Genomic DNA, 21,608 nt, shown 5'->3' on the forward strand with positions numbered 1-21,608 from the left:
CCACCGGGGTGAACGGACGACGGCTGTAGGCCGAGATGCAAGTTCCAGCTTGGTGGAATCCTTCGGGAGGGCTTTTGTTTGTCTTGAGAACAGCTTGATTTTCCGGAGAGCCGCCGCATTACCGGCTGATGGATCTTCGCGGCCGGTAGGATGCGTCCGCCCAGCGTCAAGAACATGGTTCACAAACCGTAACCAGCCCGCCCTGCGCTGGACCAGCGCGGTGAGCACCAAAGAAGAATTTAACGCTTGGGCCTTAAGTTGCGCTCGCCATGAGTGAGCAGGTCGTGCACAGCGAGGTTCAACCGTTTTCGGCGCGTGCGGCGCTCCCCTGGCTGGTGAGCCTTGGCGTCTATGCCACGGTGCTGATCCTCGGACAGCGGCTGCTCAATGATCCCGACAGCTATTCTCACATCGAGGTCGGGCGCTGGATCATGGCGCATGGCGCCCTGCCGGCGAGCGACCCTTTCTCCTTTTCGAAGCACGGCGCGCCCTGGATCACCTTCGAATGGCTCTCGGAGATGGTCTACGCCGGAGTCTATGCGCTGTCCGGCTGGCCGGGCGTCGTCGTCGTCGCCGCTGCGGCGATCGCGCTCGCCTTTGGCCTGCTGACGTTCTTCCTGCTGCGCGAGCTCTCGCCAACCCTGACGCTGCTCATGGTGATCGCGGCCGTCATCCTGTCGGCGCCGCATATGCTGGCGCGGCCACACGTCCTCGTGCTGCCGGTGATGGTGACTTGGGCGGCTGCCCTGGTGCGCTGTATGGATCGTGGGGGGCCTCCGCCCTACTGGGCCCTGCCGCTGCTGGTTCTGTGGGCCAATCTGCACGGCAGCGTGGTGCTGGCGCTTGGGCTGATCGGCCCGGCGGTGCTCGAGGCGCTGCTGCGTGAGGGGCGAAGCGGATGGTCGCACGTGCTGTTGCGATGGCTGCCATTCGCGGCGCTCGCGCTCGCTGCGTCTTGCCTGACGCCCTACGGGCCGGAACCGCTGCTGATGCCGCTGACGACACTCGGCCTCGGCCCCGCGCTCGCCTGGATCTCGGAATGGCGGCCGCAGGATTTCAGCCGCATCGGCGGCTTCGAGCTGCTGCTGCTGGCCGGCATCTTTGCGCTCTCGCGCGGCGTGACGCTGCCGCTCGTGCGGGCCCTGGTGGTGATCGGCCTGCTCCATTTCGCTTTGGCGCAGATACGCAATGCGGATCTGCTGGCCATGCTGGCGCCGCTTTACCTCGCGGCTCCGCTGGGTCGGAAGTTCGGCGGACCGACCGGCGACGATGCGGCCGGCTCGTCGCGCGGCCTGACTCTGGCCGCGTTCGCCGGGTTGATCGCGGTGAGCGCGGCGGCCCTGGCGCATGACATCCGGCCGGCTCCGATCATCACACCTCAGGCTGCCATCGCTCAGGCCGACCTCGCCAAGGCGGGGCCCGTGCTCAACGACTATTCCTTCGGCGGCTATTTGATCTTCGCCGGCATTCCCACCTTTATCGATGGTCGCGGCGAACTGTACGGGGGACCGTTCATCGACCGCTACAATCGCGCCGTAGCGCTGGTCGACCTCGGAGATTTTCTCAAGTTGCTCGATGAATACAAGATCGGCGCCACGCTGCTCGCACCGCGGACGCCGGCGGTCGCGATGCTCGACCGGCTGCCTCAGTGGCAGCGCGTCTACAGCGACGATGTGGCGGTCGTGCACAAGCGGCGAGATGCGCCGCTGAGATAAGTCAAGCGGTCCCGAAGGCCGCGTATTGGCCTCCGAGCGACACGCCGCTCAGGGCACCTTCCAGGCGCCGCGCCGGTTTGGTGTCCCAAGGGAGCAGCAGGAAATGGCGCGAGCCGATCTCGCGTAGACCGTCCGCAGCCATCAACTTTCGGGTCGTGCCGGCGCTGAGCAAGACGGCATCCCGGTCGAACTCGCAGCGCGCAACGGCAAGGCGTGTCAGCGGGTTGTACGGATTGTGCTCGATCACGCAGACGAGCCCGCCGGGGCGCGTCACTCGCCGCATCTCGGCGATGAACTGCGCCCATTCGGCCGGCACGACATGGTGCATCACGCAGACGGCCGTGACCAGATCGAAGCTGGCGTCGTCGAAAGGAAAGCTGCGGCCGTCGAACTCACGGTAGTCGACCCCGCGGTTGTCGGCGCGAGCCTGCGCCAGGCTGGCCGAAGACACGTCGATACCGCTCAAGCGGCCGACCATGCCGTGCAGCAGGGGATGAAGGCTGCCGACGCCGCACCCGACGTCCAGCATTTCGGGCCGCTCTGCGTCGAGCCGCTCCGCGATCAGATCGCGCAGGAGATCGGCCTTGGCGCGCATGAAGAAATGATGCGGCAAGCCCGAAAAGTCGATCGATGATTGGACCACGTCACGGTAGTTGTCGTGATAGCCGTCGAAGAGCTCGGTCATGCGCCGGGTCACTCGTTGACGGCGTGGATCGCGGGTGCCGCGGCCGGCGCCTCGCTGCGATCGAAGCCGGCGCGCGTCTGCACCACGTAGAGCGGGCGGCGTTTCACCTCGGCATGGATGCGGCCGACATAAAGCCCCACGATGCCCGTCATCAGCATGTTGATTCCGCACAGCAGGGACACGACGACGATCGTCGAGGACCAGCCGGTCACGAGATGACTATCCTTGCTGAGCCACAACAGGATCACCCAGCCGCCGTAGAGGAGTGCGAGTCCGGAGACCGTCAATCCGCACCAGATGGCAAGCCGCAAGGGCAGATCCGAAAAGCCAAGCGCGGCGTTCATCGCGAGCCGCACCATCTTGAACAGCGGGTATTTGGTTTCGCCCGCCGCGCGCTCGAGACGATGGAAGGTGACCTCGGCCTGCCGGAAGCCGAGCCAGGCGATCATGCCGCGGACGAAGCGGTCCTGCTCCGGCATCTGCCGAAGTGCGTCAAGCACCTTGCGGTCGATCAGGCGGAAGTCGCCGACATCGGCGGGGATGCCGACAGAGGACATCCTGCCGAGAAGCCGGTAGAAGAGATGTGCGGTCGCACGCTTGAATCGGCTTTCGCCGTCGCGCGACAGGCGGCGGGCGTGGACGATGTCGTTGCCTTCCTTCCATTTTGCGATCAATTGCTCGATCACTTCGGGAGGATCCTGCAAATCGGCATCCATGACGATGATCGCTTCACCTTGCGCGGCGTCCATGCCGGCGGTGATGGCGACCTGATGACCGAAATTTCGCGACAAGCCGATATAGCGGAAGCGCGGGTCGCGCGTGGCGAGCGCCCGCAGCACGATAGAGCTGGAATCGCTGCTGCCGTCGTCGACGAAGATCGCTTCTGCGGGCCCGTCGAGCCGGGACAAGACCAGGTCGAGCCGGCGCAGCAGGATCGGCAGCACGGCTTCCTCGTTGAACACGGGGATGACGAGGCTGTAGCGGATCGATTTGAAACTGGCCGCCATGCGAGAGGGTCCAACTCGGTTGCAGGGGCGGAAGCCTAATCCGTGGGTGGTTAAGGTGGCCTTGCCGCAACTGTTAAGGATCTAGGGCTCCCGGGCGATGCGGACGCCCGCGGGCGGCTGGGGGCCGGCGGGAGCCGGTGGTGATGTCCCGTTAACCACACCGTGCAGCGGCGGCGTCGCGCTACGACCTGCGGCGGATCTTGTAGAGGACAAATCGTTCCGAAGCGTCCAGATCGTCCAGCAGATCCGGCAGCGGGTTGGGGGCGTGCGGTCCAAGCAAATAGAGATAGTCGAAATCCTGGTACCAGGTCCGGACGAACGGCGGAGCGTCCGCCGGCGGGCGGCCTGTCGCAATCGCCGCTAGCAGGCCCGACGGCACCGGCCCTCCATAGGGAATGGCAAGACGGCGCACGGCCTCGCGTGCCCGCACCGGCTGCTTGCCCGCTTCCGTGAATAAATTGGGCACGAAGGCGTTGGCATAGTGCACGGCCAGCGTCGGCGCATAGAACATTGGATAGGACGTGAGGTCGGCGAAGGGCGGGTCTCCAACGTCGCCCGTGCTGCCGACGAGGACGCGTGAGCCGCGATCGATCTTGTGGAACGACGCGACGATAGCAGCATAGTCGGCGCGGTAAGGTAGCCACACCGCGAGGACCACGGCGAGATTGATCAGGGTAATTCCGCTGATCACAGCGAGCGCAGCCATTCTCCAGGCACGGCTGGGCAGCGACAGCGAGCAGAAGGCCGGCAGGATCAGGGCCGCGGCGGGAATCACGCGGAGGTCCACAAACGAGGTTCCGAACAGCTTCGAGGGAATGACCAGGTACAAGACCGCAAAGCCGATCGCGAGCCAGATTCCGGCCGGCTCGAGCTTGAGAACGCCGCGTCTTGCGGCGAAAAGCAGCGAGATCATCAGCGCCAGTCCGGTCATTGCCGATACCGTCAAGCTGTAGCCGCTCATGATGCGTAGCGGCCAGATCGGCTTGAATCCGAGGAACCAGCTCGTGCCTTCGCTTCCGATCGAGCCTGCAGTCATATGCATGATGGCGAACAGGACGAGCGCCGGTATGGCCAGCGCACCAAGCCGCGCGGCCGCGGCCCGGTACGATATTCCCTGGTGGCGGATGCGCCAGAGCTCGAAAAGGCCCAGCGTCGCGCCGTAGATGCCGAGGGAGAAGAAATGCGCCGCATACAGCGCAGCGACGAAGATCGCGTTGACGGCGAAGCGCGCTGGCCATCGGCCTTCTGCCAGCATCAGATAGACGGCGATGCCGCAGAGGGCGAGGCCCAGTCCGAACTCGAAATTGATGAAGCCCCAGCTGAACGGCAGACAGTAGAGGAAAGCGAGCGCCGCAAAGCCGGCGAGATGAACACGTCCCTTGCGGGCCCATTCGAGCAGAAGCGCGCCCCCTACGATCAACAATTGGCTGAGGAGCAGGAACAGCCGTGTGGCGCTCTCGACGCTCATCAGCCGCGCCATCTGCGGGACCAGCAGGTCCATTCCAAGGTTGGGATAGAACGCCCAGGCCACCTCGTAATGCGGATTGGCGTTGGGAGTGCCGCTCTGGCTCAAAATGTACATGCGGGCGAGGTGATTGGGATAATCGACCATCGCGGGAATAGGGGTCAGCAGCACCGGAAGAAACGAGACGGCGGCGAGCATTGCAAGAACGGTGATCGTCACCGATCGGTCCGAGCCAAGACGAGCCCGGATCGTCAAGGTCGGCCTGTCGGAAGAAGCCATGTGATCGGGCTGCCGGAGTTCGAGCCTACGCTCTGCAAAGGTGCAATTGCACGACACAACGCCATAACGCGAACATCGTAAAGATCAAACGTCACGCGGCAGTAGGGTGCCGTTGCCGTCGGCACAGCACTAATGAAAAGGAAATTCCGCCGTGTTCGTGTTGCTGCGTTAACGCAGGCTCAATTTTGCCTCGCTAGCGTGGCGACAGGGCCGTGGTGACCAGGCCGGCGATCGGATGCCCCCATGCCAGACAGGCTGAGTCTGCCAGATATCCACCTTGTCCAATTGAAGCGTGCCGATCGTGTCGTCTGGATCGCGATCGGGGCCTCGGCCGGCGCTGTGTTGATCGCGTCGACGCTTGGGCCGTTTCAGATGGAATGGCTTTCATTCTGGAAACCCGCCCTCGTTGCCGGCCTGCTCGTATTGATGAGCTGGTTCTATGCGACCATCAGAAGGGACGCGGCTCTCGCCGACGCGCTGGTCAGCGCCGCCCAGGTCGTCGCATTCGCGGCGGTGGGAGCTCCGCTGTCATACGTCGCGGCAAGCGCGGCATTTCCGCTATGGGACAGCGAGTTCGCCGTACTGGACCAGCGGCTTGGCTTTGACTGGATGGCGTGGCTTGCGGCGATGAATGCGGCACCGCTTCTGCATAGGATCCTGGCGGGTGCGTATGCGAGCTTTGCCGTGCAAACGACGGCCGTCGTCCTCGTATTGGCCGCGGCGGGCCATGCCCTGCGATTGCGCATCTTCATGCTGAGCTTCGTTCTGACGACGCTTCTGACCATCGGCGTTTCCGCTTTTATGCCGGCGCAGGGTGTTTGGGGCCATCTGCATCTGTCAGCAGTCGATTCTCCTGCCATCGTGCCGATGACGCGAGATCTGCCGCTTCCCGTATTCTTTGGATTGCGGGACGGGACCTTTCGCCATCTGGTCGCGGAAGGCGCCGAAGGGATCATCAGCTTTCCGAGCTTGCACGCCGCGCTTGGACTTCTCTTCCTGTTGGCGCTTTGGCCAGTCAGATATGTGGGTTGGATCGCCGTGCTGCTCAATGTTGCGATGATTGCGGCCACGCCGGTGGACGGAAGCCATTACTTTTCCGATGTGGCCGCGGGTCTGGCGATCGCACTCCTGAGCTGGGTCACAATGCAACGTGCCCTCACCGCGAGCGGACGAATGGAAACGGCTCGCGCGTTGTATTCGCGCGCGTTTTAGCCCCTTTCCGACAAGGGCGACATTCCGCGTCGCTCTACTCATTCTCCTGCAGCGCGCGCCGCAGCCTGCGGATGATGACGCCGCGGGCGCGGTCGTCGGCGGCGGCTGCGACCTTGTCGCTGATGTCGAGCATCAGCTCCGACATTTCGTTGTGCCAGTCGAGATGCGTGACGGCCTCGGGCGCCAGCCGGCGGCGATGGTCGACGTCGAGCACGCGCGGCTCGGGCGCCTCGAGCTCGTAGATGTCGTCGAGCACCGGCTGATAGATCTTTGCGGCCGGGACAATACGTTCGCCCAGTCGTTCGGCAAGCCCGGCGATTGCATCCTGCTCGCCGTGGGTGAGGAACAGGCCGCGGGCGATCGGGCGGCGCGCCGCGATCCAGCCGGCGATGCCGGCGGCGTCGGCATGTCCGGAATATTCGTCGATCATCCGGATGCGCGCAGCGACCCTGATCTCGTCGCCCTGGATCCGCACGGCCTTGGCGCCGTCCTGGAGGAAGCGGCCGAGCGTGCCGTGCGCCTGGAAGCCGGAGAGGAGCACAGTCGCGCGCTCGTTCCACAGCCAGCGCTTGAGGTGATGGCGGATGCGGCCCGCGTCGCACATTCCGCTGGCGGCGATGATGATGTGAAAGCCGGTCAGGCGCATGATCGCCTTGCTCTCGGCAACCGTCTCGGTGAATTTGAGATGCGGCGAGTTGAGCAGGCGGTCGACGTCGACGCCGGGATCGAGGCTCGCGGCATGCTCGCGGAAGACTTCGGTGGCATGGATCGCCAGCGGCGAATCCAGAAAGATCGGCGCTGCCGGAACTTCGCCGCGCTCCATCAGGTGGACGATGTCGACGATCAGCTCCTGGGTCCGCTCGACCGCGAAGGCGGGGATGAGCAGGGCGCCCTTGGCCGCGGCGGCATCGCGGATCTCGCTTGCGAGATGCTGCCGGCGCTGCTCAGGCGTGGTGACGGGGCGCACGCGGTCGCCATAGGTGGATTCGCAGATGACGTAGTCGAGGTCCACCGGCGCCTCGGGATCGGGCTGGAGCAGTTTAGCTTCCGGCCCGACGTCGCCCGAGAGCAGGACGCGCAACGGGCGTTCCCGGCCGTCCTGGCCGAATTCCAGCTCGATCGAGGCGGAGCCAAGCAGGTGGCCGGCGTTCCAGTAGCGCGAGCGAACGCCGGGGATCACGTCGGTCCAGCGCTCATAGTCGACCGGGCGGAACGATTGCAGCGAGGTGATCGCATCGGCCTGCGTGTAGATCGGTTCGACCTCGTTCCGACCGCGTGCCGCGTTGCGCCGGTTGAGCTGCGTGACTTCGGACTCCTGGATGCTGCCGGCGTCCGGCAGCATCCAGGAGCAGAGGTCGATGGTGCCGCGCGTCGCCAGGATCGGTCCGTCAAAACCCTCGCGCACGAGTTTCGGCAGCAGCCCGCTGTGGTCGATATGGGCGTGCGTGAGCAGCACCGCCTGGATGTCGGCGGGGCGGAAGGGAAAGGCGCCGTAATTGAGTGCCTTGAGCGTCTTCTGTCCCTGGAACAGGCCGCAGTCGACCAGGAAGCGCCCGGCCGCGGTCTGGAACAGGTAGCTCGAGCCGGTCACGGTGCGGGCGGCGCCGCAGAATCGAACAGTCACGCTCATGTCGTTGTCTCCGGCGGAAGTATCGTGTTGAGCTCGCGCTTGAGAGCCGCGGCCAGAATTTCGTCGAGCGCGATCGCGTTGGTCGGATGTGGCACGCTGTCGCTCGAGCGAATGGAGCGGATGCCTGCGTCGGCGAATGCCGCGCTCATCGCGGGTGGAAACAACGCGTGCGTCACGACCGAATCGACAGCGCTTGCGCCCATCGCTCGCAATGTTTTCGCCGCGACCATCAGCGTCGTCCCGGAGGAGACGATGTCGTCGACCATCAGCGCCGGCCGTCCCGCGAGCAGGGCGGCGTCGGCAAAATCGATCTCAACGGAGCGATCGCCGCGCCGGAGCTTTCGCGCGACCGTGTGCTGCAAGTCCAGCCGTCCCGCGAGGTCTCTCACCCAGGGCTCGGATTCGGCGTCGGGGCCGATCACGACGGTCGCGGGATCGATGCCGGCCGCGACAAGCGCGTTCGCAATCGCGGGCATCGCGGACAGGTTCTCGGCCTCGATGCCGGGAAACACGGCGGCGATGTCGGGGGTGCGGTGCAGGTGCGCATCCACGGTGACGACGCGGTCGACGATCGTCGCAAGCAGAGTGCCCATGGCGCGCTGGCTGATGGCCTCGCCCGCATGAAACGCAATGTCCTGCCGCATGTAGCACAGATAGGGCGCGACCAGGACCAGCCGCTTTGCGCCGCCGCGACGCAGCGCCTCTGCGGCGAACAGCAGGGCGATCAGCTTGTCGTTGGGTTGATCGAGCGCGGCATAGAGGATGGTGGTGTCGGCTGCGGGCGCGACCGTGACGCGCAGCTCGCCGTCCGGGAAGCGGTGCAGGGTCATCTCGTCGGAGGCAAGCCCAAGCCGCGCCGCGAGACGCTTCGCCGCCTCGGTGCCGAACGGCAGGGTCTGGAACGCGATCATGCTCACGACGCCGTCTTGCCCGGGAGCGCGTCGTGACCATCGACGGCGTAGCCGTTCCCTGCCGCTGCGGCGGAGGCTGCGAGATCATGCTCCGGCTGATCGAAGGCGTAGACGCGGTAGAGCGGCTCGCCCTGCTCGACGTGGTCGCCGATCTTCTTGAACAGGCGGATGCCGGCGCCCTTGTCGAGCGGCGCGCCGGCGGTGCGGGCGAGCCGGTTCAACCGCAGACAGTCGATCGCGGACACCGTGCCGTCATGCGCCGCCTTGATGTCGAAGCTGAGCGATCCCAGTTCGGTGCTGCATGTCGACGGGCCCTGGGCGTCGATGATCTTCTGCATCTGCTTCAGCGCCGCGCCGCTGTCGAGCAATTCGCGCGCCCGTGCGTAGCCCGCGCCGCCGCGCAGCTTCGGATCGTATTCCAAGAGATGGGCGGCGAGCCGCAGTGATTTCTCGCGCAGGTCGCGCGGGGCATCCTTATCGTTACCGAGCACCGCCATCACGTCGTTGGCCTCGAGCACCGGCCCGATGCCGTTGCCGATCGGCTGGCGGCCGTCGGTCGTGATCACTTCGACCGTGCGGCCGAACCGGTCGCCGACGAATTCGAACAGCTTTCGCAGCCGCATCGCCTCGACGGCGCCAATGACCTTCGCGGTCGGCCCGACCGGAATGTCGATCAGCAGATGCGTCGAGCCCGCCGCGATCTTCTTGGACATGATGGAGGCGACCATCTGCTCGCGAGTGTCGAGGCTCAGCGGTCGCTCGACCGAGATCAGGACGTCGTCGGCAGGCGACAGGTTCACGTGGCCGCCCCAGATCAGGCAGCCGTTACAGGACGAGACGATCGCCTTCATCTCCTCGACACCGACATTCACCCGCGCCAGAACCTCCATCGTGTCGGCGGTGCCGGCGGGCGAGGTGATGGCGCGCGAGGAGGTCTTGGGGATCGGCAGGCCGTGCGCGGCGACGATCGGCACCACCACCATCGAGGTGCGATTGCCGGGAATGCCGCCGATGCAGTGCTTGTCGACGACCACAGGGTCCGGCCACACCAGTTGAGTGCCGGCCTGGGCCATCGCCCCGGTGAGGGCCAGGAGCTCGTCGCTGGTGATGAAGCTCGCCGAACCGATCAGGAAGGCGGCGATCTCCATGTCGGAGTAGCGATAATGCGCGAGGTCGTTGATGATCGCGCCGATCTCCGCCTGGCTCAAGGTTCGCCCGCGGATCTTCGCACGCACCGCTTCAAGGCTCTCCGGTGGCGTGGCGGGCGTCACCGCGACCAGCGTGCCGACCGGTTCGGCGAAACGGCGGAATGCGGGCTCGGAGAGGCCGATCTCGTCCTGGGCGGCCAAAGTGTCGTCGTCAGTGATCAGCAGCGTCGCCAGCAGCACCTTGCCGTTGAGACGGAGCTCGACGCGGCTGAAGCCGCGGAAGATCTCTGCGCGCAGCGCCTTCGATTGCCTGGAGATGACGACGACGTTCTCGCGGCCGGTATCGAGGCGAACGCGGCGGATCTTCAGTTGGGAGTGGGGGAGGTCTGGGTGCATGGACGGGCCGGCAGGGAGGAAGCTCGGCCTCCATGCTTAGCCGTCGCCGCCTTGGTGCTGTTGACCCAGATCATGGTCTGCCACGCCGGCAGGCCTTGCGTGCCGGCACGGTCTCGCCGATGTCAGAAGATGACTTCGGGCCGGGGCATGCGGCCTATTTCGTGGCCGCGTCGATCGAGTTGAACTTGTTGTTCAGGAGCGCGCTGCCCGTGTTGTTCACGACCGTGACGATCACGAGCGCGATGCCGGCGGCAATCAGGCAATACTCGATAGCGGTGGCTGCACTTTCATCGGCAAGAAAGGACTTGAGCAATGCCATCGTCAACTCCCGTTCATCCGTCCAACGTAGGCTGGCGCCGTTTTCGGAATGGTAAATTGATTCACTAAATTTCGCAGGGCGCGCGTCAAAGTGCTGGCGGGGCGGTCCCGACCTCAGGCCTTATATGCTGGCATTCATTGACTTAAGGTTTCGTCACCCAACTCGGGTGGATTTGACGGCGTCGTTGCTTTCAGGACTTGATCGCGCGTCCAGGGGGGGCCTTGCCGGGGCGTCTCAGCGCCGCTGCGAGGCGTCCGACCAGATAGCTCATGACGCGCGGCTGTGACCGCGCCGCGCTGTCTGCAAGGCGCTTGTCCTCGCTCGTGTCGTTCACGAGGCCGATGTAGTTCTTTCTGGCGTCCTGCTGCTGCACCGCGTGCAAACCCTGGTTCAATCGACCGCGCGACCTTGTGGTGCGCAATGGGAATCGAGGGTTAATTTTGTCTTCCGTAGGATTACTTGCTGCCTCGCCGGAGGGCGCCGAAGGCGATGGCGCCGCTTAACCGATTGTTGAGGCTATGTCTCGGCGGGGCGAGGGAGGGCGAATGCTGCAAGCGCCACCGCGCCAGGTGGGGCTTACTTGCGACTGACGTCCGCGTTCAGCGCCCGCAACATCGCGATGCGGGCGAACATCGTCCAGCCGCCGCCCGTCTCGGCCGCGTGGATCAGGGTCTCGATCGCGGTCTGCCAGTGGCTCGCGTGCTGCGCGTCCTCGGGCAGCTGCATGATGTGATCGGCCGCCTGTTGCAGCGTCCGCAGCTTGCGCCCGTTGCGCAGCGAGATCGGATCGTCGAACGCCGCCGACCAGGGCATGTCAGGCCGGCCGACGGGCGAGGGGAGACATCACGGCGCGATCGTAAGCGGCGTGCCGCTAACCGGCCTTCTTCGCCCGCGCCGGCGCGCGCACCGGCTTGTCGGCCTTCTTCGAGGCTTCCTTGGGGGCCGTTTTCGCCGCAGCTTCCTTGCCGCCCTTGCCGGCGATCGGCAGCAGCATCTCGCGCTGGCCTTCGACGCGCTTCTTCGGCTTCTTGCCCTTGACGGTCTCCTTGACGACCTTCGCCACTGGAGCTGCGTCCTTCTCGCTCGCGAGGCTCTTCTTCAGAGCGTCCATCAGGTTGATGACGTTGCCGCCCGTCTTCGGCGCCGCCTTGGCCGCGATCGGGGCGCCCGAGCGCTTCTTGTTGATGAGATCGATCAGCGCGGCCTCGTAATGGTCCTCGAACAGCTCGGGCTCGAACGCTCCCGACTTCTTTTCGACGATGTGTTTTGCAAGGTCGAGCATGTCCTTCGTCAGCTTGACGTCCTGGATGTCGTCGAAATATTCCTTCTCGCTGCGGACCTCGTAGGGGTAGCGCAGCAGCGTGCCCATCAGGCCGCTCTCGAGCGGCTCCAGTGCGATGATGTGCTCGCGGTTGGTCAGCACCACGCGGCCGATCGCGACCTTGTCCATGCTGCGGATGGTCTCGCGGATCACCGCAAAGGCGTCGTGGCCGACCTTGCCGTCCGGCACGAGATAATAGGGGCGGATCAGATAGCGATTGTCGATGTCGGCCTTCGGCACGAATTCGTCGATCTCGATCGTGTGCGTCGAGTCGAGCGCGATCTCGTCGAGCTCGTCCTTGGTGACCTCGATATAGGTGTCGGTGTCGACCTTGTAGCCCTTGACGATGTCCTCGGAGGTCACCTCGTCACCGGTCTCGGCGTCGACCTTGAGGTACTTGATCCGGTGGCCGGTCTTGCGGTTGATCTGGTTGAAGGAGACCTTCTCGGTATCCGAAGTGGCCGGATAGAGCGCGACCGGGCAGGTCACGAGCGACAAACGCAAAAAACCCTTCCAATTGGCGCGGGGGGCCATGGGCTACTCCAAACGCAACGGGGACAGACTTATGAGGATACCATCGGGGAACACCGAATCAAACACGGCGCGGTGCGGAATCTTGCAACTGCGTTAACCAGCCGCCCCGCGTCCGGTTGCTGCCCGAGCCCGCGGCAAAAGCCGGAACATCGTATCGGATCGGGCGTTGCCTCAGGACACAGGGCCGTGAGGCGGTCGCGGTCATCGGAGGCGACACGCAGAGATTGAGGGCATCATGGCAACCACGCGAGACCAGCATCAGATCGTCGAAACTGCAACCGAGGCGCGCCAAGGCGAACCCGGGCCGTCGGTGGCCGCGCTGCTCGCCATCTCGACCGGGCTCGCGATCCTGATCCTCGCCGTCATCTGGTTCGTATTCTTCCGGACCTGACAGCCGGATCCGAACGTCACGGGCCTTCCGACTCGCCGCGTAACGCGGCACATTGCGCCCGCCATGCCGCCGGCTCGTCCGGCAGCCTGGCGGGCGCAGTCGCGTCGGCGCGTGACAGGGCGTATATGACCAAAAAGTAACGCGGCCGGTTCCCCGCGTTCATATTCAGTTCACGCCGGAATTGCTCATCTGAGGCTGTTGTTCATGCGGCCTATCTTTGGAGAGAAGCGTGCGCCTGCTCGTTGTTGAGGACGACCCCGATCTCAATCGCCAGCTCACCAAGGCGCTGACGGACGCCGGCTATGTCGTCGACCGCGCCTTCGACGGGGAGGAGGGGCACTATCTCGGCGACAACGAGCCGTACGATGCCGTCGTACTCGACATCGGCCTGCCGAAGAAGGACGGCATCTCGGTGCTGGAGGCCTGGCGCCGCAACGGCCGCACCATGCCGGTCCTGATCCTCACCGCGCGCGACCGTTGGAGCGACAAGGTCCAGGGCTTCGATGCCGGCGCCGACGACTATGTCGCAAAGCCGTTCCATCTCGAGGAGGTGCTGGCGCGCATCCGCGCGCTGCTGCGCCGCTCCACCGGACATGCCCAGAGCGAACTCAGCTGCGGCCCGGTCACGCTCGACACCAGGACCGGCCGGGTCAGCGTCTCCGGCAATCCCGTCAAGATGACCTCGCACGAATATCGGCTTCTGGCCTACCTGATGCACCATTCCGGACGCGTGGTCTCCCGCACCGAGCTGGTCGAGCATCTCTACGACCAGGACTTCGACCGCGACTCCAACACCATCGAGGTCTTCGTCGGCCGCATTCGCAAGAAGCTCGACGTCGACATCATCCAGACCGTCCGCGGCCTCGGCTATCTCCTGACCCCGCCGCCCGCTCCGGGCGCCTGAGGCGTTGCGGGCTTGACGGGAGGCCGAACAGGGGGCCTTGGTCCGGTTATGACGTCCGACGCCCTGCCATCCTGCGCCTCCCGGGATCGTTCCGATGCCCGCTAGCTCGCTTGCCAACCGCCTGTTCCTGTCGGCGACGGCGTGGCTCGTGGTGATCCTGGCCATCACCGGCGTGGTGCTGTCGTCGGTCTACAAGAACGCGACCGAACGCGCCTTCGACCGCCGGCTCAATCTCTATCTCCGCACGCTGATCGCGGAGGTCGCGACCCCGGACGAGCCCCCGGACCGCCAGTTCCAGTCGCTCGGCGAGCCGCTGTTCGAGCTTCCGCTGTCCGGCTGGTATTGGCAGATCACGCGCACCGACACCGAAAAGCCGGAGGTGCGCTCCTCGCGCTCGCTCTGGGACAAGAAGCTGCCGAAGCTGGAGGAGCACGGTGCCGAGCTCACCGCCGCCGGCATCCGGCTCGGCTATGTCGATGGTCCCGAGGGGCAGAACCTGCGGATGGTGGAACGGCCGGTCGATCTCGGCGCCGACGGCAAATATCTGGTCAGCGTCGCCGGCGACGACAGCGAGATTTTCGACGAGACGCGCAGCTTCGACTATTACCTCGGCGGCACCTTCACCGCGCTCGGCATCGTGCTGCTCCTGACCACGGTGTTCCAGGTCCGCTTCGGCCTCGCGCCGCTCAAGCGCATCTCGGAGTCGATCGCCGACATTCGCTCCGGGCGGGCAGAGCGGCTCGAGGGCGAATTCCCGGTCGAGATCGCGCCGCTCGCGCGCGAGACCAACGCGCTGATCGATGCCAATCGCGAGATCGTCGAGCGCGCGCGCACCCATGTCGGCAATCTCGCCCATGCGATCAAGACGCCGCTTTCGGTCATCGTCAACGAAGCCGGCGTTCACGCTGCCGATCCGTTCGCGGCCAAGGTGATGGAGCAGGCGGACGTGATGCGCGACCAGGTCGCCCATCACCTGGAGCGGGCGCGCATCGCCGCGCGCGTCTCGGTCGTCGCGACCGTGACGGAGGTGGCACCCGCCATCGAGGCGCTGCGGCGGACGATGGAGAAGATCCACCGCGACCGCGGCATCATGGTCGAGGCCAAGGCCGATCCGTCGGCAAAATTCCGGGGCGAGCGCCAGGATCTGGAGGAGATGGTCGGCAATCTCGTCGACAATGCCTGCAAATGGGCGGCCTCCCGGGTCTTCATCGAGGTGCTGGTGGAAGTGCCGCATAAGGCCGGCGCCGGTCCGCGCCTGAGGATCATTGTCGACGACGACGGCCGCGGCCTGTCGGAGGCGGAGCGCACCCAGGTCTCCCGGCGAGGCCAGCGGCTCGACGAGTCCAAGCCCGGCTCGGGGCTCGGGCTTTCCATCGTGGTCGACCTTGCCGCGCTCTATGGCGGCAGCCTCTCCCTCGGCGCCGCGCCAATCGGCGGCTTGCGGGCCGAGTTGGTCCTCCCCGGAATATAATCCTTTGTTTCAACAGGATTTTTTGGTTCCGGGACGGCCGATCCGCAAGCAAACGGGAGGATTCGGGCCAACGTCCTCAACGGCTTCTTAAGGCGCAGCCTTCTATGATCGCGCTCGGACGCATCCCATGTCCGCCACTTTACCGTGCATTACCTGGGCGCATGAGCCAGACATCGATCGAGCGGCTGAGGGAATATCTCGCGCAGCTCCCGCCGCAGTCGCAGGCGCTGCTGATGCGGGAGTTCGAGCGCGCGCTCGAGCGCGGCCAGGACACGGCTGTGGCGACCCTGGTGCTCGAGCAGCTGCGCAGGATCGTCCGCAAGACGGAGGCCGACGAAACCCCACCCCCGCGGACGGACGACCTGTCGCGGCTCCTGTTCCAGGTGCTGGAACCGTTCCTCGTCGAGGCGGGCGCCCCGATCCGGGTCGGACAGATCCGCCGCTCCTCGCTGCATCCGATCTGGCAATGGCTCGGCCGTGACGGTGCTCCGGACAAGCTGAACGAATTCGAGGCGGCGCTGGCGCGCATGCCGGCCGCTGACAGTGCGGGCCAGGTCGATGCGCTCGCCCAGAAGCTCCAGGCGGTGGCTGCGGACGCCATCTTCCAATTGACGGGGCCGGGCGGCGGCGACAAGTCGCGCGCGCTGGCCCGCGTCGGCCCGCCCAACGTGATCGAGGACCTCTATTCGGTCGGAGCGGTACTCCAGGTCCGAGAGGCCATCGCCACCCTGAACGAGAAGCTGCCGCGCTTCCTGCGCGCCTTCGGCGACTCCCAGATCGCCTCGGTGACGTCGGCGCTCAACATTCCCGTCCTCCAGACGCCGCAGATGCTGCCCTTCGCGCTGTCGATCGTCGTGCAGCGCATGACCGCGCCGTGGCAGATCATCCGCCTCGCCATCAAGATTGCCGCATCCGACGACGAGATCCGCGTGGCGGCAACGCCCTATGGCGTCGCCGTCACGATCGCCCTGCACGATTTGTCCTGCGTCGCCGCGATCCTGCGCATGGACATCAAGCGCGGCCAGTTCGACAACGTCGCCGACAATCTCAAGGCGCTGCACGACGGTGTGCGCGGCCTGCGCACCGAGCTCGACCTGCGCAACGATTCCGCCTGGGGCAAGCAACTGACCTCGATCCGGGCCGATATCTCCAATGCGCTGCAATCCGAGATCGACAGCGTTCCCGGCCGCGTTCGCCGGATCCTGCGCCAGCGCCCCGAGAAGGACATTCCGCCGGGCGCGCGGATCGACAGCACCGAGGTGGAGGAAACCGCGGCGCTGATCGATTTCGTCGCGACCTGCCGCAACTACGCCAGCGAGCTCGCGATCAACGAGGTGACGCTGCGCACCTATTCCGACCTGCAGCAATATGTCGAGCGCTCGACCGAGCAGCTGGTGCAGTCGCTGCGCGCCGCCGATCTCAAGGTCCGCACCTATCGGCAACAGCAGGTGCAGGCTGCGATTCGCTTCTGCCAGGTGCTGTTCGGCGATGACTACGCCTCGCTGATGAGCCGCGCCGCGGAGAACGCACTCACGGGCGAGCGCAAATCGTCGCGCGCAAGCTGATTCAAGCGCATATTTTTGCGATCACAATTTGTGGTTGACGCTGTCGGTGACGGGCCCTACGGTCCCGATGCAAGTCCGGGGAATTTCTATTTGTGGGCGCATGAAACCCGTTATCAGCTCCATCGAAATCGAGAACCGCGTCATTGTTGCCAAATATCAAAGACTGATGGTCGGCGCGAAGGTGGTGCTGGTCGAGAAGGCAAGCGGTCGGCAACTGCCTGAGACGGTCACGAGGGTTGCATCTCCGGTTCCGGTCGGAGCGTTGCGCATCAGATTGCCTGACGCCATCGAGCCGGGAACATACTTCCTGAAGGCCCTCAACGGTCACGGCGAGGACGCGGCTCGAAGTGTGGACTTCGAGATCGGCTAAGCCGTTGGATTTTCGCCGTTTCGGGGCTGTGGCCGGTCGCGCCGAATTGACAATTGTCAATTGCCGCATCGTCCGGCCGTGGTGTAAAGCCACCTATGGGCGCGGGTGGCGCGCTGCCGGAAGCTTGCCAGATGACGTTATGGTTCGTGTTCGCGCTGATGACGGTCGCGGCGATTTTCGCCGTGCTCTGGCCGCTCGGCCGCAGCGCGCGCGCGCAAAATCAGGGCAGCGAGGTCGTCGTCTACAAGGACCAGTTGACCGAGATCGAGCGAGACCTTGCCTCGGGACTGATCGCTGCGCCTGAAGCCGAGGCTGCGCGTGTCGAGATCAGCCGCAGGCTGCTCGCTGCCGCCGGCAGCGAGCCTGTGTCGGAGCCCAAATCGAGCCTCAAATGGCGCCGCGCGGCAGCGGTGCTGGCGCTTGTCGGTCTGCCGCTCGTTGCGATCGGCGTCTACATGCCGCTCGGCTCACCCCGGCTTCAGGACTTTCCGCTGGCGCAGCGGGAGCGCGGGTCCGGCTCCGGCATGGCGGGATCTCTGGAGAACCTCGTCGTGCAGGTCGAGCAACATCTGGAAAAGAATCCGACCGATGGACGCGGCTGGAACGTGCTCGCGCCGGTGCTGGAGCGGCTCGGCCGCTTCGACGATGCGGTGCGGGCCTATCGCAACTCGATTACCTACAATGGTGAGAGCCCGGAGCGCAGATCCGATCTCGGCGAAGCAATCTCGGCCGCTGCGGGCGGCGTGGTGACCGCCGAGGCCAAGACCGAGTTCGAACGGGCGCATGCCCTGAACGCGGACGATCCCAAGGCGAACTACTTCCTCGGTCTCGCCGCCGAGCAGGACGGCCGCAAGGACGATGCCGCCACCATCTGGCGCGCGCTGCTGGCCAAGGCTCCGGCGGATGCGCCGTGGCGGCCCCTGGTGCAGTCCTCGCTGGTGCGGGTCGGCGGCGGCACGATGCCGGCACTGTCCGATGAGACGATCGCCGCATCGAAGGACATGAGCGAGGGCGATCGCGGCGCCATGGTCCGCGGCATGGTCGAGCGACTGGCGACGCGCTTGAAGCAGAACAGCGACGACGTCGAGGGTTGGCTGCGCCTCGTGCGTGCCTATCTCGTGATGGGCGATCGCGACAAGGCGGTCGGCGCGTCGAGCGATGCCCGTCAAGCGGTCGCCAAGGATACCGAACGGCTCCGCCAGCTCAATGAAGGCCTCAAAACTCTCGGGCTCGACGGATGACGATGTCAGGACGAGACGAGAGAACGGATACGCCATGACCCGCAAGCAGCGACGCATGACCATCATCGGCGGCTCACTCGCCGTGCTCGCGCTCGCCGCCGCGCTGGTGCTCAACGCGTTGCGCGACTCCATCGTGTTCTTCTCGACCCCGACCATGGTCGCCGAAAAGCACGTTCAGGCCGGCAAGCGGTTTCGCCTCGGCGGCCTGGTGCAGCCGGGCTCGCTCCAGCGTGGCGACAATCTCGCGGTAAGCTTCGAGGTCGCCGACGGCAACGCCAAGCTGCCGGTCGCCTACAAGGGCATCCTGCCCGACCTGTTCCGCGAAGGCCAGGGCGTTGTCGCCGAAGGCGCGCTCGATGCTAACGGCGTGTTCAAGGCCGACACGGTGCTTGCCAAGCACGACGAGACCTACATGCCCAAGGACGTCGCAGATGCCCTGAAGAAGCAGGGGCACTGGAAGGACGATTACGGCGGCAAGGCTTCTGATGGCGTCAAGCCTGCGGCCACGACAGCGCAGGGCAACCCGCAAGGAGCGGTGCGGTGATCGCGGAATCCGGGCATTACGCGCTGGTGCTGGCGCTCGGGCTGGCACTGATCCAATCCATCGTGCCGTTGATCGGCGCGCGGCTGCGCGACGATGCGCTGATGAGCGTGGCGCGCTCCACCGCGCTGGCGCAGCTGCTGTTCGTCGGCGCCTCGTTCGTGGCGCTGGTGATGCTGCATGTGAATTCGGATTTCTCCGTCGCCAACGTCTACGAGAATTCGCATTCGATGAAGCCGCTGCTCTACAAGATCACCGGCGTTTGGGGAAACCATGAAGGCTCGATGCTGCTGTGGGTGTCGATCCTGGCGCTGTTCGGCGGATTGGTCGCGGCGTTCGGCAACAATCTTCCGCTGTCGCTGCGCGCGCATGTGCTCGCGGTGCAGGCCTGGATCGCCAGTGCCTTCTATCTCTTCATCCTGGTGACCTCGAACCCGTTCCTGCGTATCGCCAACCCGCCGATCGAGGGACGCGATCTCAATCCCGTGCTGCAGGACATCGGTCTCGCCGTGCATCCGCCGATGCTCTATCTCGGCTATGTCGGATTCTCGATCTCGTTCTCCTTTGCCATCGCGGCGCTGATGGAGGGGCGGATCGACGCCGCCTGGGCGCGCTGGGTGCGGCCGTGGACGCTGGTTGCCTGGATATTCCTGACGCTCGGCATCGCGATGGGCTCCTACTGGGCCTATTACGAGCTCGGCTGGGGCGGCTGGTGGTTCTGGGATCCGGTCGAGAACGCCTCGCTGATGCCGTGGCTTGCCGGGACGGCGCTGCTCCATTCGGCGCTGGTGATGGAGAAGCGCAACGCGCTGAAGGTCTGGACCATCCTGCTGTCGATCCTGACCTTCTCGCTGTCGCTGCTCGGCACCTTCCTGGTGCGCTCCGGCGTCATCACCTCCGTGCATGCCTTTGCCACCGATCCGACCCGCGGCGTGTTCATTCTGCTGATCCTCTGCCTGTTCATCGGCGGCAGCCTGTCGCTGTTCGCAGGCCGCGCGACATCGTTGAAGCAGGGCGGCCTGTTCGCGCCGATCTCGCGTGAGGGCGCGCTGGTGCTGAACAATCTGCTGCTGACCGTCGCTTGCGCGGTCGTGCTGTTCGGCACGCTCTATCCGCTGGCGATGGAGATGCTCGCCGACTTCAAGATGTCGGTTGGCGCGCCGTTCTACAACCTCACCTTCGCACCGCTGTTTGCCCTGTTGCTGCTCGCCGTGCCGTTCGGGCCGATGCTGGCGTGGAAGCGCGGCGATCTGCTCGGCGTCACCCAGCGACTGCTCGCGGCCGGCGTTGCCGGGCTCGTTGTAGTCGCGATCGTCTGGGCCTGGACGCGTGGCGGCAGCGCGCTCGCACCGCTCGCGATCGGACTTGGCGTCTTCGTCATCGCCGGCGCCGTCACCGATCTGGTCGAGCGGACGGGCCTGGTTCGTCTGCCGCTCGCGACAGCGCTGCAGCGGGCGCGCGGCCTGCCACGTTCGGCCTGGGGCGCGGCGTTGGCGCATGCCGGCCTCGGCGTCGCGCTGATCGGGATCGTCTGCGAGACCACCTGGAACAGCGAATATATCGCGACGATGAAGCAGAGCGACGTCGCCCATGTCGCCGGCTACGACGTGAAGCTCGACGGGTTGTTTCAGCGTCAGGGCCCGAACTACCGCGAGATGATCGCCGAGTTCAACGTCAGCCGCGACGGTGAGACACTGAGCGTCATGACGCCGTCCAAGCGCAGCTTCACCACCCGCGGCTCCTCCACCACGGAGGCCGCGCTGCTGACCCGCGGTGCGAGCCAGCTCTACATCTCGCTGGGCGATGCCAATGCCGAGGGCGCGATTGCCGTGCGCATCTATCACAAGCCGCTGGTGCTGCTGATCTGGTGGGGTCCGGTGCTGATGGCCTTCGGCGGCGTGCTGTCGCTGTCCGATCGCCGCCTGCGGGTCGGCGCGCCAAAACCGGCGCGGGCCAAGCAGCGCCTGCAGCCGGCGGAGTGATCCGATGCGCCGGATGATGGCCGCGTTCGTCGCGCTTGCGCTGCTGGCTTCGCCCGCGGTGCATGCCGTGCAGCCCGACGAGATCATGTCGGATCCGGCGAAGGAGACGCGCGCGCGCGACCTGTCGCGCGAGCTGCGTTGCATGGTCTGCCAGAACCAGTCGATCGACGATTCCGATGCGCCGCTGGCGCGCGACCTGCGGCTCCTGGTGCGCGAGCGCATCGCGGCCGGCGACAGCAACTCGCAGGTGCTCGACTTCCTGGTCGCGCGCTATGGCGAGTTCGTGCTGCTCAAGCCGCGCTTCGAGCGGCAGACCTTGCTGCTGTGGCTGCTCGGCCCCCTGCTGCTGACCGGCGGTGGCCTGGCGCTGTGGCTGCAAATCCGGCGTCGCTCGCGGAGCGGTGCAGACCTACCTGCGCCGCCGCTCACGCCCGATGAAGAGGCGAGACTCGCGGCATTGATGTCGGACGAGGCCAAATCGTCCTAGCGACGTGAAATCCTCCCGGCTACGTATTGATACG

At 65.5% G+C, this 21,608-nt stretch carries 21 protein-coding genes; 11 read left to right on the forward strand and 10 right to left on the reverse strand.

The genetic code is table 11. From position 1 onward, the window contains the following. Positions 1 to 269: 269 nt before the first annotated feature. Entirely contained in the window at positions 270 to 1,715 is a 1,446-nt protein-coding gene (locus tag AAFG50_RS14355) for a hypothetical protein (RefSeq protein ID WP_028172248.1), read from the forward strand. A gap of 1 nt (position 1,716) precedes the next feature. Here the strand turns inward: AAFG50_RS14355 and AAFG50_RS14360 are convergent, their stop codons facing one another. The 3 genes from AAFG50_RS14360 to AAFG50_RS14370 form a co-directional block, all read right to left on the reverse strand. Next, positions 1,717 to 2,400 (reverse strand): class I SAM-dependent methyltransferase, encoded by a 684-nt coding sequence (locus AAFG50_RS14360; protein ID WP_028172247.1) that lies wholly within the window; start codon positions 2,398 to 2,400, stop codon positions 1,717 to 1,719. An 8-nt stretch (positions 2,401 to 2,408) separates the two neighbouring features. Beyond that, positions 2,409 to 3,407 (reverse strand): glycosyltransferase family 2 protein, encoded by a 999-nt coding sequence (locus AAFG50_RS14365; RefSeq protein ID WP_028172246.1) that lies wholly within the window; start codon positions 3,405 to 3,407, stop codon positions 2,409 to 2,411. A gap of 181 nt (positions 3,408 to 3,588) precedes the next feature. Next, positions 3,589 to 5,151: a hypothetical protein gene (locus AAFG50_RS14370; protein WP_049832422.1), complete on the reverse strand. Its 1,563-nt coding sequence runs from the start codon at positions 5,149 to 5,151 to the stop codon at positions 3,589 to 3,591. A gap of 243 nt (positions 5,152 to 5,394) precedes the next feature. Here AAFG50_RS14370 and AAFG50_RS14375 point away from each other — a divergent pair, with 243 nt between their 5' ends. Further along, complete coding sequence (locus AAFG50_RS14375; RefSeq protein WP_049832421.1) at positions 5,395 to 6,363, forward strand: phosphatase PAP2 family protein; 969 nt, start codon at positions 5,395 to 5,397, stop codon at positions 6,361 to 6,363. A gap of 34 nt (positions 6,364 to 6,397) precedes the next feature. Here AAFG50_RS14375 and AAFG50_RS14380 read toward each other — a convergent pair whose 3' ends face one another. The 7 genes from AAFG50_RS14380 to AAFG50_RS14410 all read right to left on the reverse strand — a co-directional run bounded on the left by AAFG50_RS14380 (position 6,398) and on the right by AAFG50_RS14410 (position 12,622). Continuing rightward, positions 6,398 to 7,993, reverse strand: coding sequence for an MBL fold metallo-hydrolase (locus tag AAFG50_RS14380; RefSeq protein WP_028172244.1), 1,596 nt, complete (start codon positions 7,991 to 7,993; stop codon positions 6,398 to 6,400). Further along, entirely contained in the window at positions 7,990 to 8,904 is a 915-nt protein-coding gene (locus AAFG50_RS14385; RefSeq protein WP_038965715.1) for a ribose-phosphate pyrophosphokinase, read from the reverse strand. Before AAFG50_RS14385 ends, AAFG50_RS14380 begins: the two co-directional genes overlap by 4 nt. 2 nt (positions 8,905 to 8,906) lie before the next feature. Then, on the reverse strand, positions 8,907 to 10,448 hold the full coding sequence (locus AAFG50_RS14390; RefSeq protein ID WP_028172243.1) for a thymidine phosphorylase family protein: 1,542 nt from the start codon (positions 10,446 to 10,448) through the stop codon (positions 8,907 to 8,909). Between the two features lie 154 nt (positions 10,449 to 10,602). Then, positions 10,603 to 10,767: a Flp family type IVb pilin gene (locus AAFG50_RS14395; protein ID WP_011085902.1), complete on the reverse strand. Its 165-nt coding sequence runs from the start codon at positions 10,765 to 10,767 to the stop codon at positions 10,603 to 10,605. A gap of 190 nt (positions 10,768 to 10,957) precedes the next feature. Further along, the gene (locus AAFG50_RS14400; protein WP_249793073.1) at positions 10,958 to 11,161 is read right to left on the reverse strand and encodes a hypothetical protein; all 204 of its coding nucleotides are present in this window, start codon (positions 11,159 to 11,161) and stop codon (positions 10,958 to 10,960) included. A gap of 182 nt (positions 11,162 to 11,343) precedes the next feature. Beyond that, positions 11,344 to 11,580, reverse strand: a complete 237-nt coding sequence (locus AAFG50_RS14405) for a hypothetical protein (protein WP_028172241.1) — start codon at positions 11,578 to 11,580, stop codon at positions 11,344 to 11,346. 58 nt (positions 11,581 to 11,638) lie between these two features. Continuing rightward, the gene (locus AAFG50_RS14410; RefSeq protein WP_028172240.1) at positions 11,639 to 12,622 is read right to left on the reverse strand and encodes a Ku protein; all 984 of its coding nucleotides are present in this window, start codon (positions 12,620 to 12,622) and stop codon (positions 11,639 to 11,641) included. Positions 12,623 to 12,857: 235 nt separating this feature from the next. On the opposite strand from AAFG50_RS14410, the gene AAFG50_RS14415 reads away from it, so the two are divergent. The 9 genes from AAFG50_RS14415 to AAFG50_RS14455 all read left to right on the forward strand — a co-directional run bounded on the left by AAFG50_RS14415 (position 12,858) and on the right by AAFG50_RS14455 (position 21,574). Next, the gene (locus AAFG50_RS14415; RefSeq protein ID WP_165448146.1) at positions 12,858 to 13,013 is read left to right on the forward strand and encodes a hypothetical protein; all 156 of its coding nucleotides are present in this window, start codon (positions 12,858 to 12,860) and stop codon (positions 13,011 to 13,013) included. 229 nt (positions 13,014 to 13,242) lie between these two features. Then, on the forward strand, positions 13,243 to 13,917 hold the full coding sequence (locus AAFG50_RS14420; RefSeq protein ID WP_011085905.1) for a response regulator transcription factor: 675 nt from the start codon (positions 13,243 to 13,245) through the stop codon (positions 13,915 to 13,917). Between the two features lie 94 nt (positions 13,918 to 14,011). Next, entirely contained in the window at positions 14,012 to 15,388 is a 1,377-nt protein-coding gene (locus tag AAFG50_RS14425) for a sensor histidine kinase (protein WP_011085906.1), read from the forward strand. Positions 15,389 to 15,549: 161 nt separating this feature from the next. After that, positions 15,550 to 16,953, forward strand: coding sequence for a hypothetical protein (locus AAFG50_RS14430; protein ID WP_028172239.1), 1,404 nt, complete (start codon positions 15,550 to 15,552; stop codon positions 16,951 to 16,953). 100 nt (positions 16,954 to 17,053) lie between these two features. Then, positions 17,054 to 17,323: a hypothetical protein gene (locus AAFG50_RS14435; protein ID WP_028172238.1), complete on the forward strand. Its 270-nt coding sequence runs from the start codon at positions 17,054 to 17,056 to the stop codon at positions 17,321 to 17,323. 131 nt (positions 17,324 to 17,454) lie between these two features. Next, complete coding sequence (ccmI, locus tag AAFG50_RS14440; RefSeq protein WP_011085909.1) at positions 17,455 to 18,564, forward strand: c-type cytochrome biogenesis protein CcmI; 1,110 nt, start codon at positions 17,455 to 17,457, stop codon at positions 18,562 to 18,564. A gap of 34 nt (positions 18,565 to 18,598) precedes the next feature. Next, positions 18,599 to 19,108 carry a cytochrome c maturation protein CcmE gene (gene ccmE / locus AAFG50_RS14445; RefSeq protein ID WP_011085910.1) on the forward strand — a complete coding sequence of 170 codons (510 nt, stop codon included), beginning with the start codon at positions 18,599 to 18,601 and terminating at the stop codon, positions 19,106 to 19,108. Further along, the gene (locus tag AAFG50_RS14450) at positions 19,105 to 21,087 is read left to right on the forward strand and encodes a heme lyase CcmF/NrfE family subunit (protein WP_028172237.1); all 1,983 of its coding nucleotides are present in this window, start codon (positions 19,105 to 19,107) and stop codon (positions 21,085 to 21,087) included. Before ccmE ends, AAFG50_RS14450 begins: the two co-directional genes overlap by 4 nt. A 4-nt stretch (positions 21,088 to 21,091) precedes the next feature. After that, positions 21,092 to 21,574: a cytochrome c-type biogenesis protein gene (locus tag AAFG50_RS14455; RefSeq protein WP_011085912.1), complete on the forward strand. Its 483-nt coding sequence runs from the start codon at positions 21,092 to 21,094 to the stop codon at positions 21,572 to 21,574. Positions 21,575 to 21,608 lie beyond the last annotated feature (34 nt).

The sequence above is a fragment of the Bradyrhizobium sp. B039 genome (genome assembly GCF_038965675.1).
Lineage (GTDB): Bacteria > Pseudomonadota > Alphaproteobacteria > Rhizobiales > Xanthobacteraceae > Bradyrhizobium > Bradyrhizobium diazoefficiens.

Excerpts from the sequence above, each read along its gene's own strand:
- AAFG50_RS14355 (WP_028172248.1), top strand. The coding sequence starts at position 270 with ATGAGTGAGCAGGTCGTGCACAGCGAGGTTCAACCGTTTTCGGCGCGT.
- AAFG50_RS14360 (WP_028172247.1), bottom strand. The coding sequence starts at position 2,400 with ATGACCGAGCTCTTCGACGGCTATCACGACAACTACCGTGACGTGGTC.
- AAFG50_RS14365 (WP_028172246.1), bottom strand. The coding sequence starts at position 3,407 with ATGGCGGCCAGTTTCAAATCGATCCGCTACAGCCTCGTCATCCCCGTG.
- AAFG50_RS14370 (WP_049832422.1), bottom strand. The coding sequence starts at position 5,151 with ATGGCTTCTTCCGACAGGCCGACCTTGACGATCCGGGCTCGTCTTGGC.
- AAFG50_RS14375 (WP_049832421.1), top strand. The coding sequence starts at position 5,395 with ATGCCAGACAGGCTGAGTCTGCCAGATATCCACCTTGTCCAATTGAAG.
- AAFG50_RS14380 (WP_028172244.1), bottom strand. The coding sequence starts at position 7,993 with ATGAGCGTGACTGTTCGATTCTGCGGCGCCGCCCGCACCGTGACCGGC.
- AAFG50_RS14385 (WP_038965715.1), bottom strand. The coding sequence starts at position 8,904 with ATGATCGCGTTCCAGACCCTGCCGTTCGGCACCGAGGCGGCGAAGCGT.
- AAFG50_RS14390 (WP_028172243.1), bottom strand. The coding sequence starts at position 10,448 with ATGCACCCAGACCTCCCCCACTCCCAACTGAAGATCCGCCGCGTTCGC.
- AAFG50_RS14395 (WP_011085902.1), bottom strand. The coding sequence starts at position 10,767 with ATGGCATTGCTCAAGTCCTTTCTTGCCGATGAAAGTGCAGCCACCGCT.
- AAFG50_RS14405 (WP_028172241.1), bottom strand. The coding sequence starts at position 11,580 with ATGCCCTGGTCGGCGGCGTTCGACGATCCGATCTCGCTGCGCAACGGG.
- AAFG50_RS14410 (WP_028172240.1), bottom strand. The coding sequence starts at position 12,622 with ATGGCCCCCCGCGCCAATTGGAAGGGTTTTTTGCGTTTGTCGCTCGTG.
- AAFG50_RS14415 (WP_165448146.1), top strand. The coding sequence starts at position 12,858 with ATGGCAACCACGCGAGACCAGCATCAGATCGTCGAAACTGCAACCGAG.
- AAFG50_RS14425 (WP_011085906.1), top strand. The coding sequence starts at position 14,012 with ATGCCCGCTAGCTCGCTTGCCAACCGCCTGTTCCTGTCGGCGACGGCG.
- AAFG50_RS14430 (WP_028172239.1), top strand. The coding sequence starts at position 15,550 with ATGAGCCAGACATCGATCGAGCGGCTGAGGGAATATCTCGCGCAGCTC.
- AAFG50_RS14435 (WP_028172238.1), top strand. The coding sequence starts at position 17,054 with ATGAAACCCGTTATCAGCTCCATCGAAATCGAGAACCGCGTCATTGTT.
- ccmI (WP_011085909.1), top strand. The coding sequence starts at position 17,455 with ATGACGTTATGGTTCGTGTTCGCGCTGATGACGGTCGCGGCGATTTTC.
- ccmE (WP_011085910.1), top strand. The coding sequence starts at position 18,599 with ATGACCCGCAAGCAGCGACGCATGACCATCATCGGCGGCTCACTCGCC.
- AAFG50_RS14455 (WP_011085912.1), top strand. The coding sequence starts at position 21,092 with ATGCGCCGGATGATGGCCGCGTTCGTCGCGCTTGCGCTGCTGGCTTCG.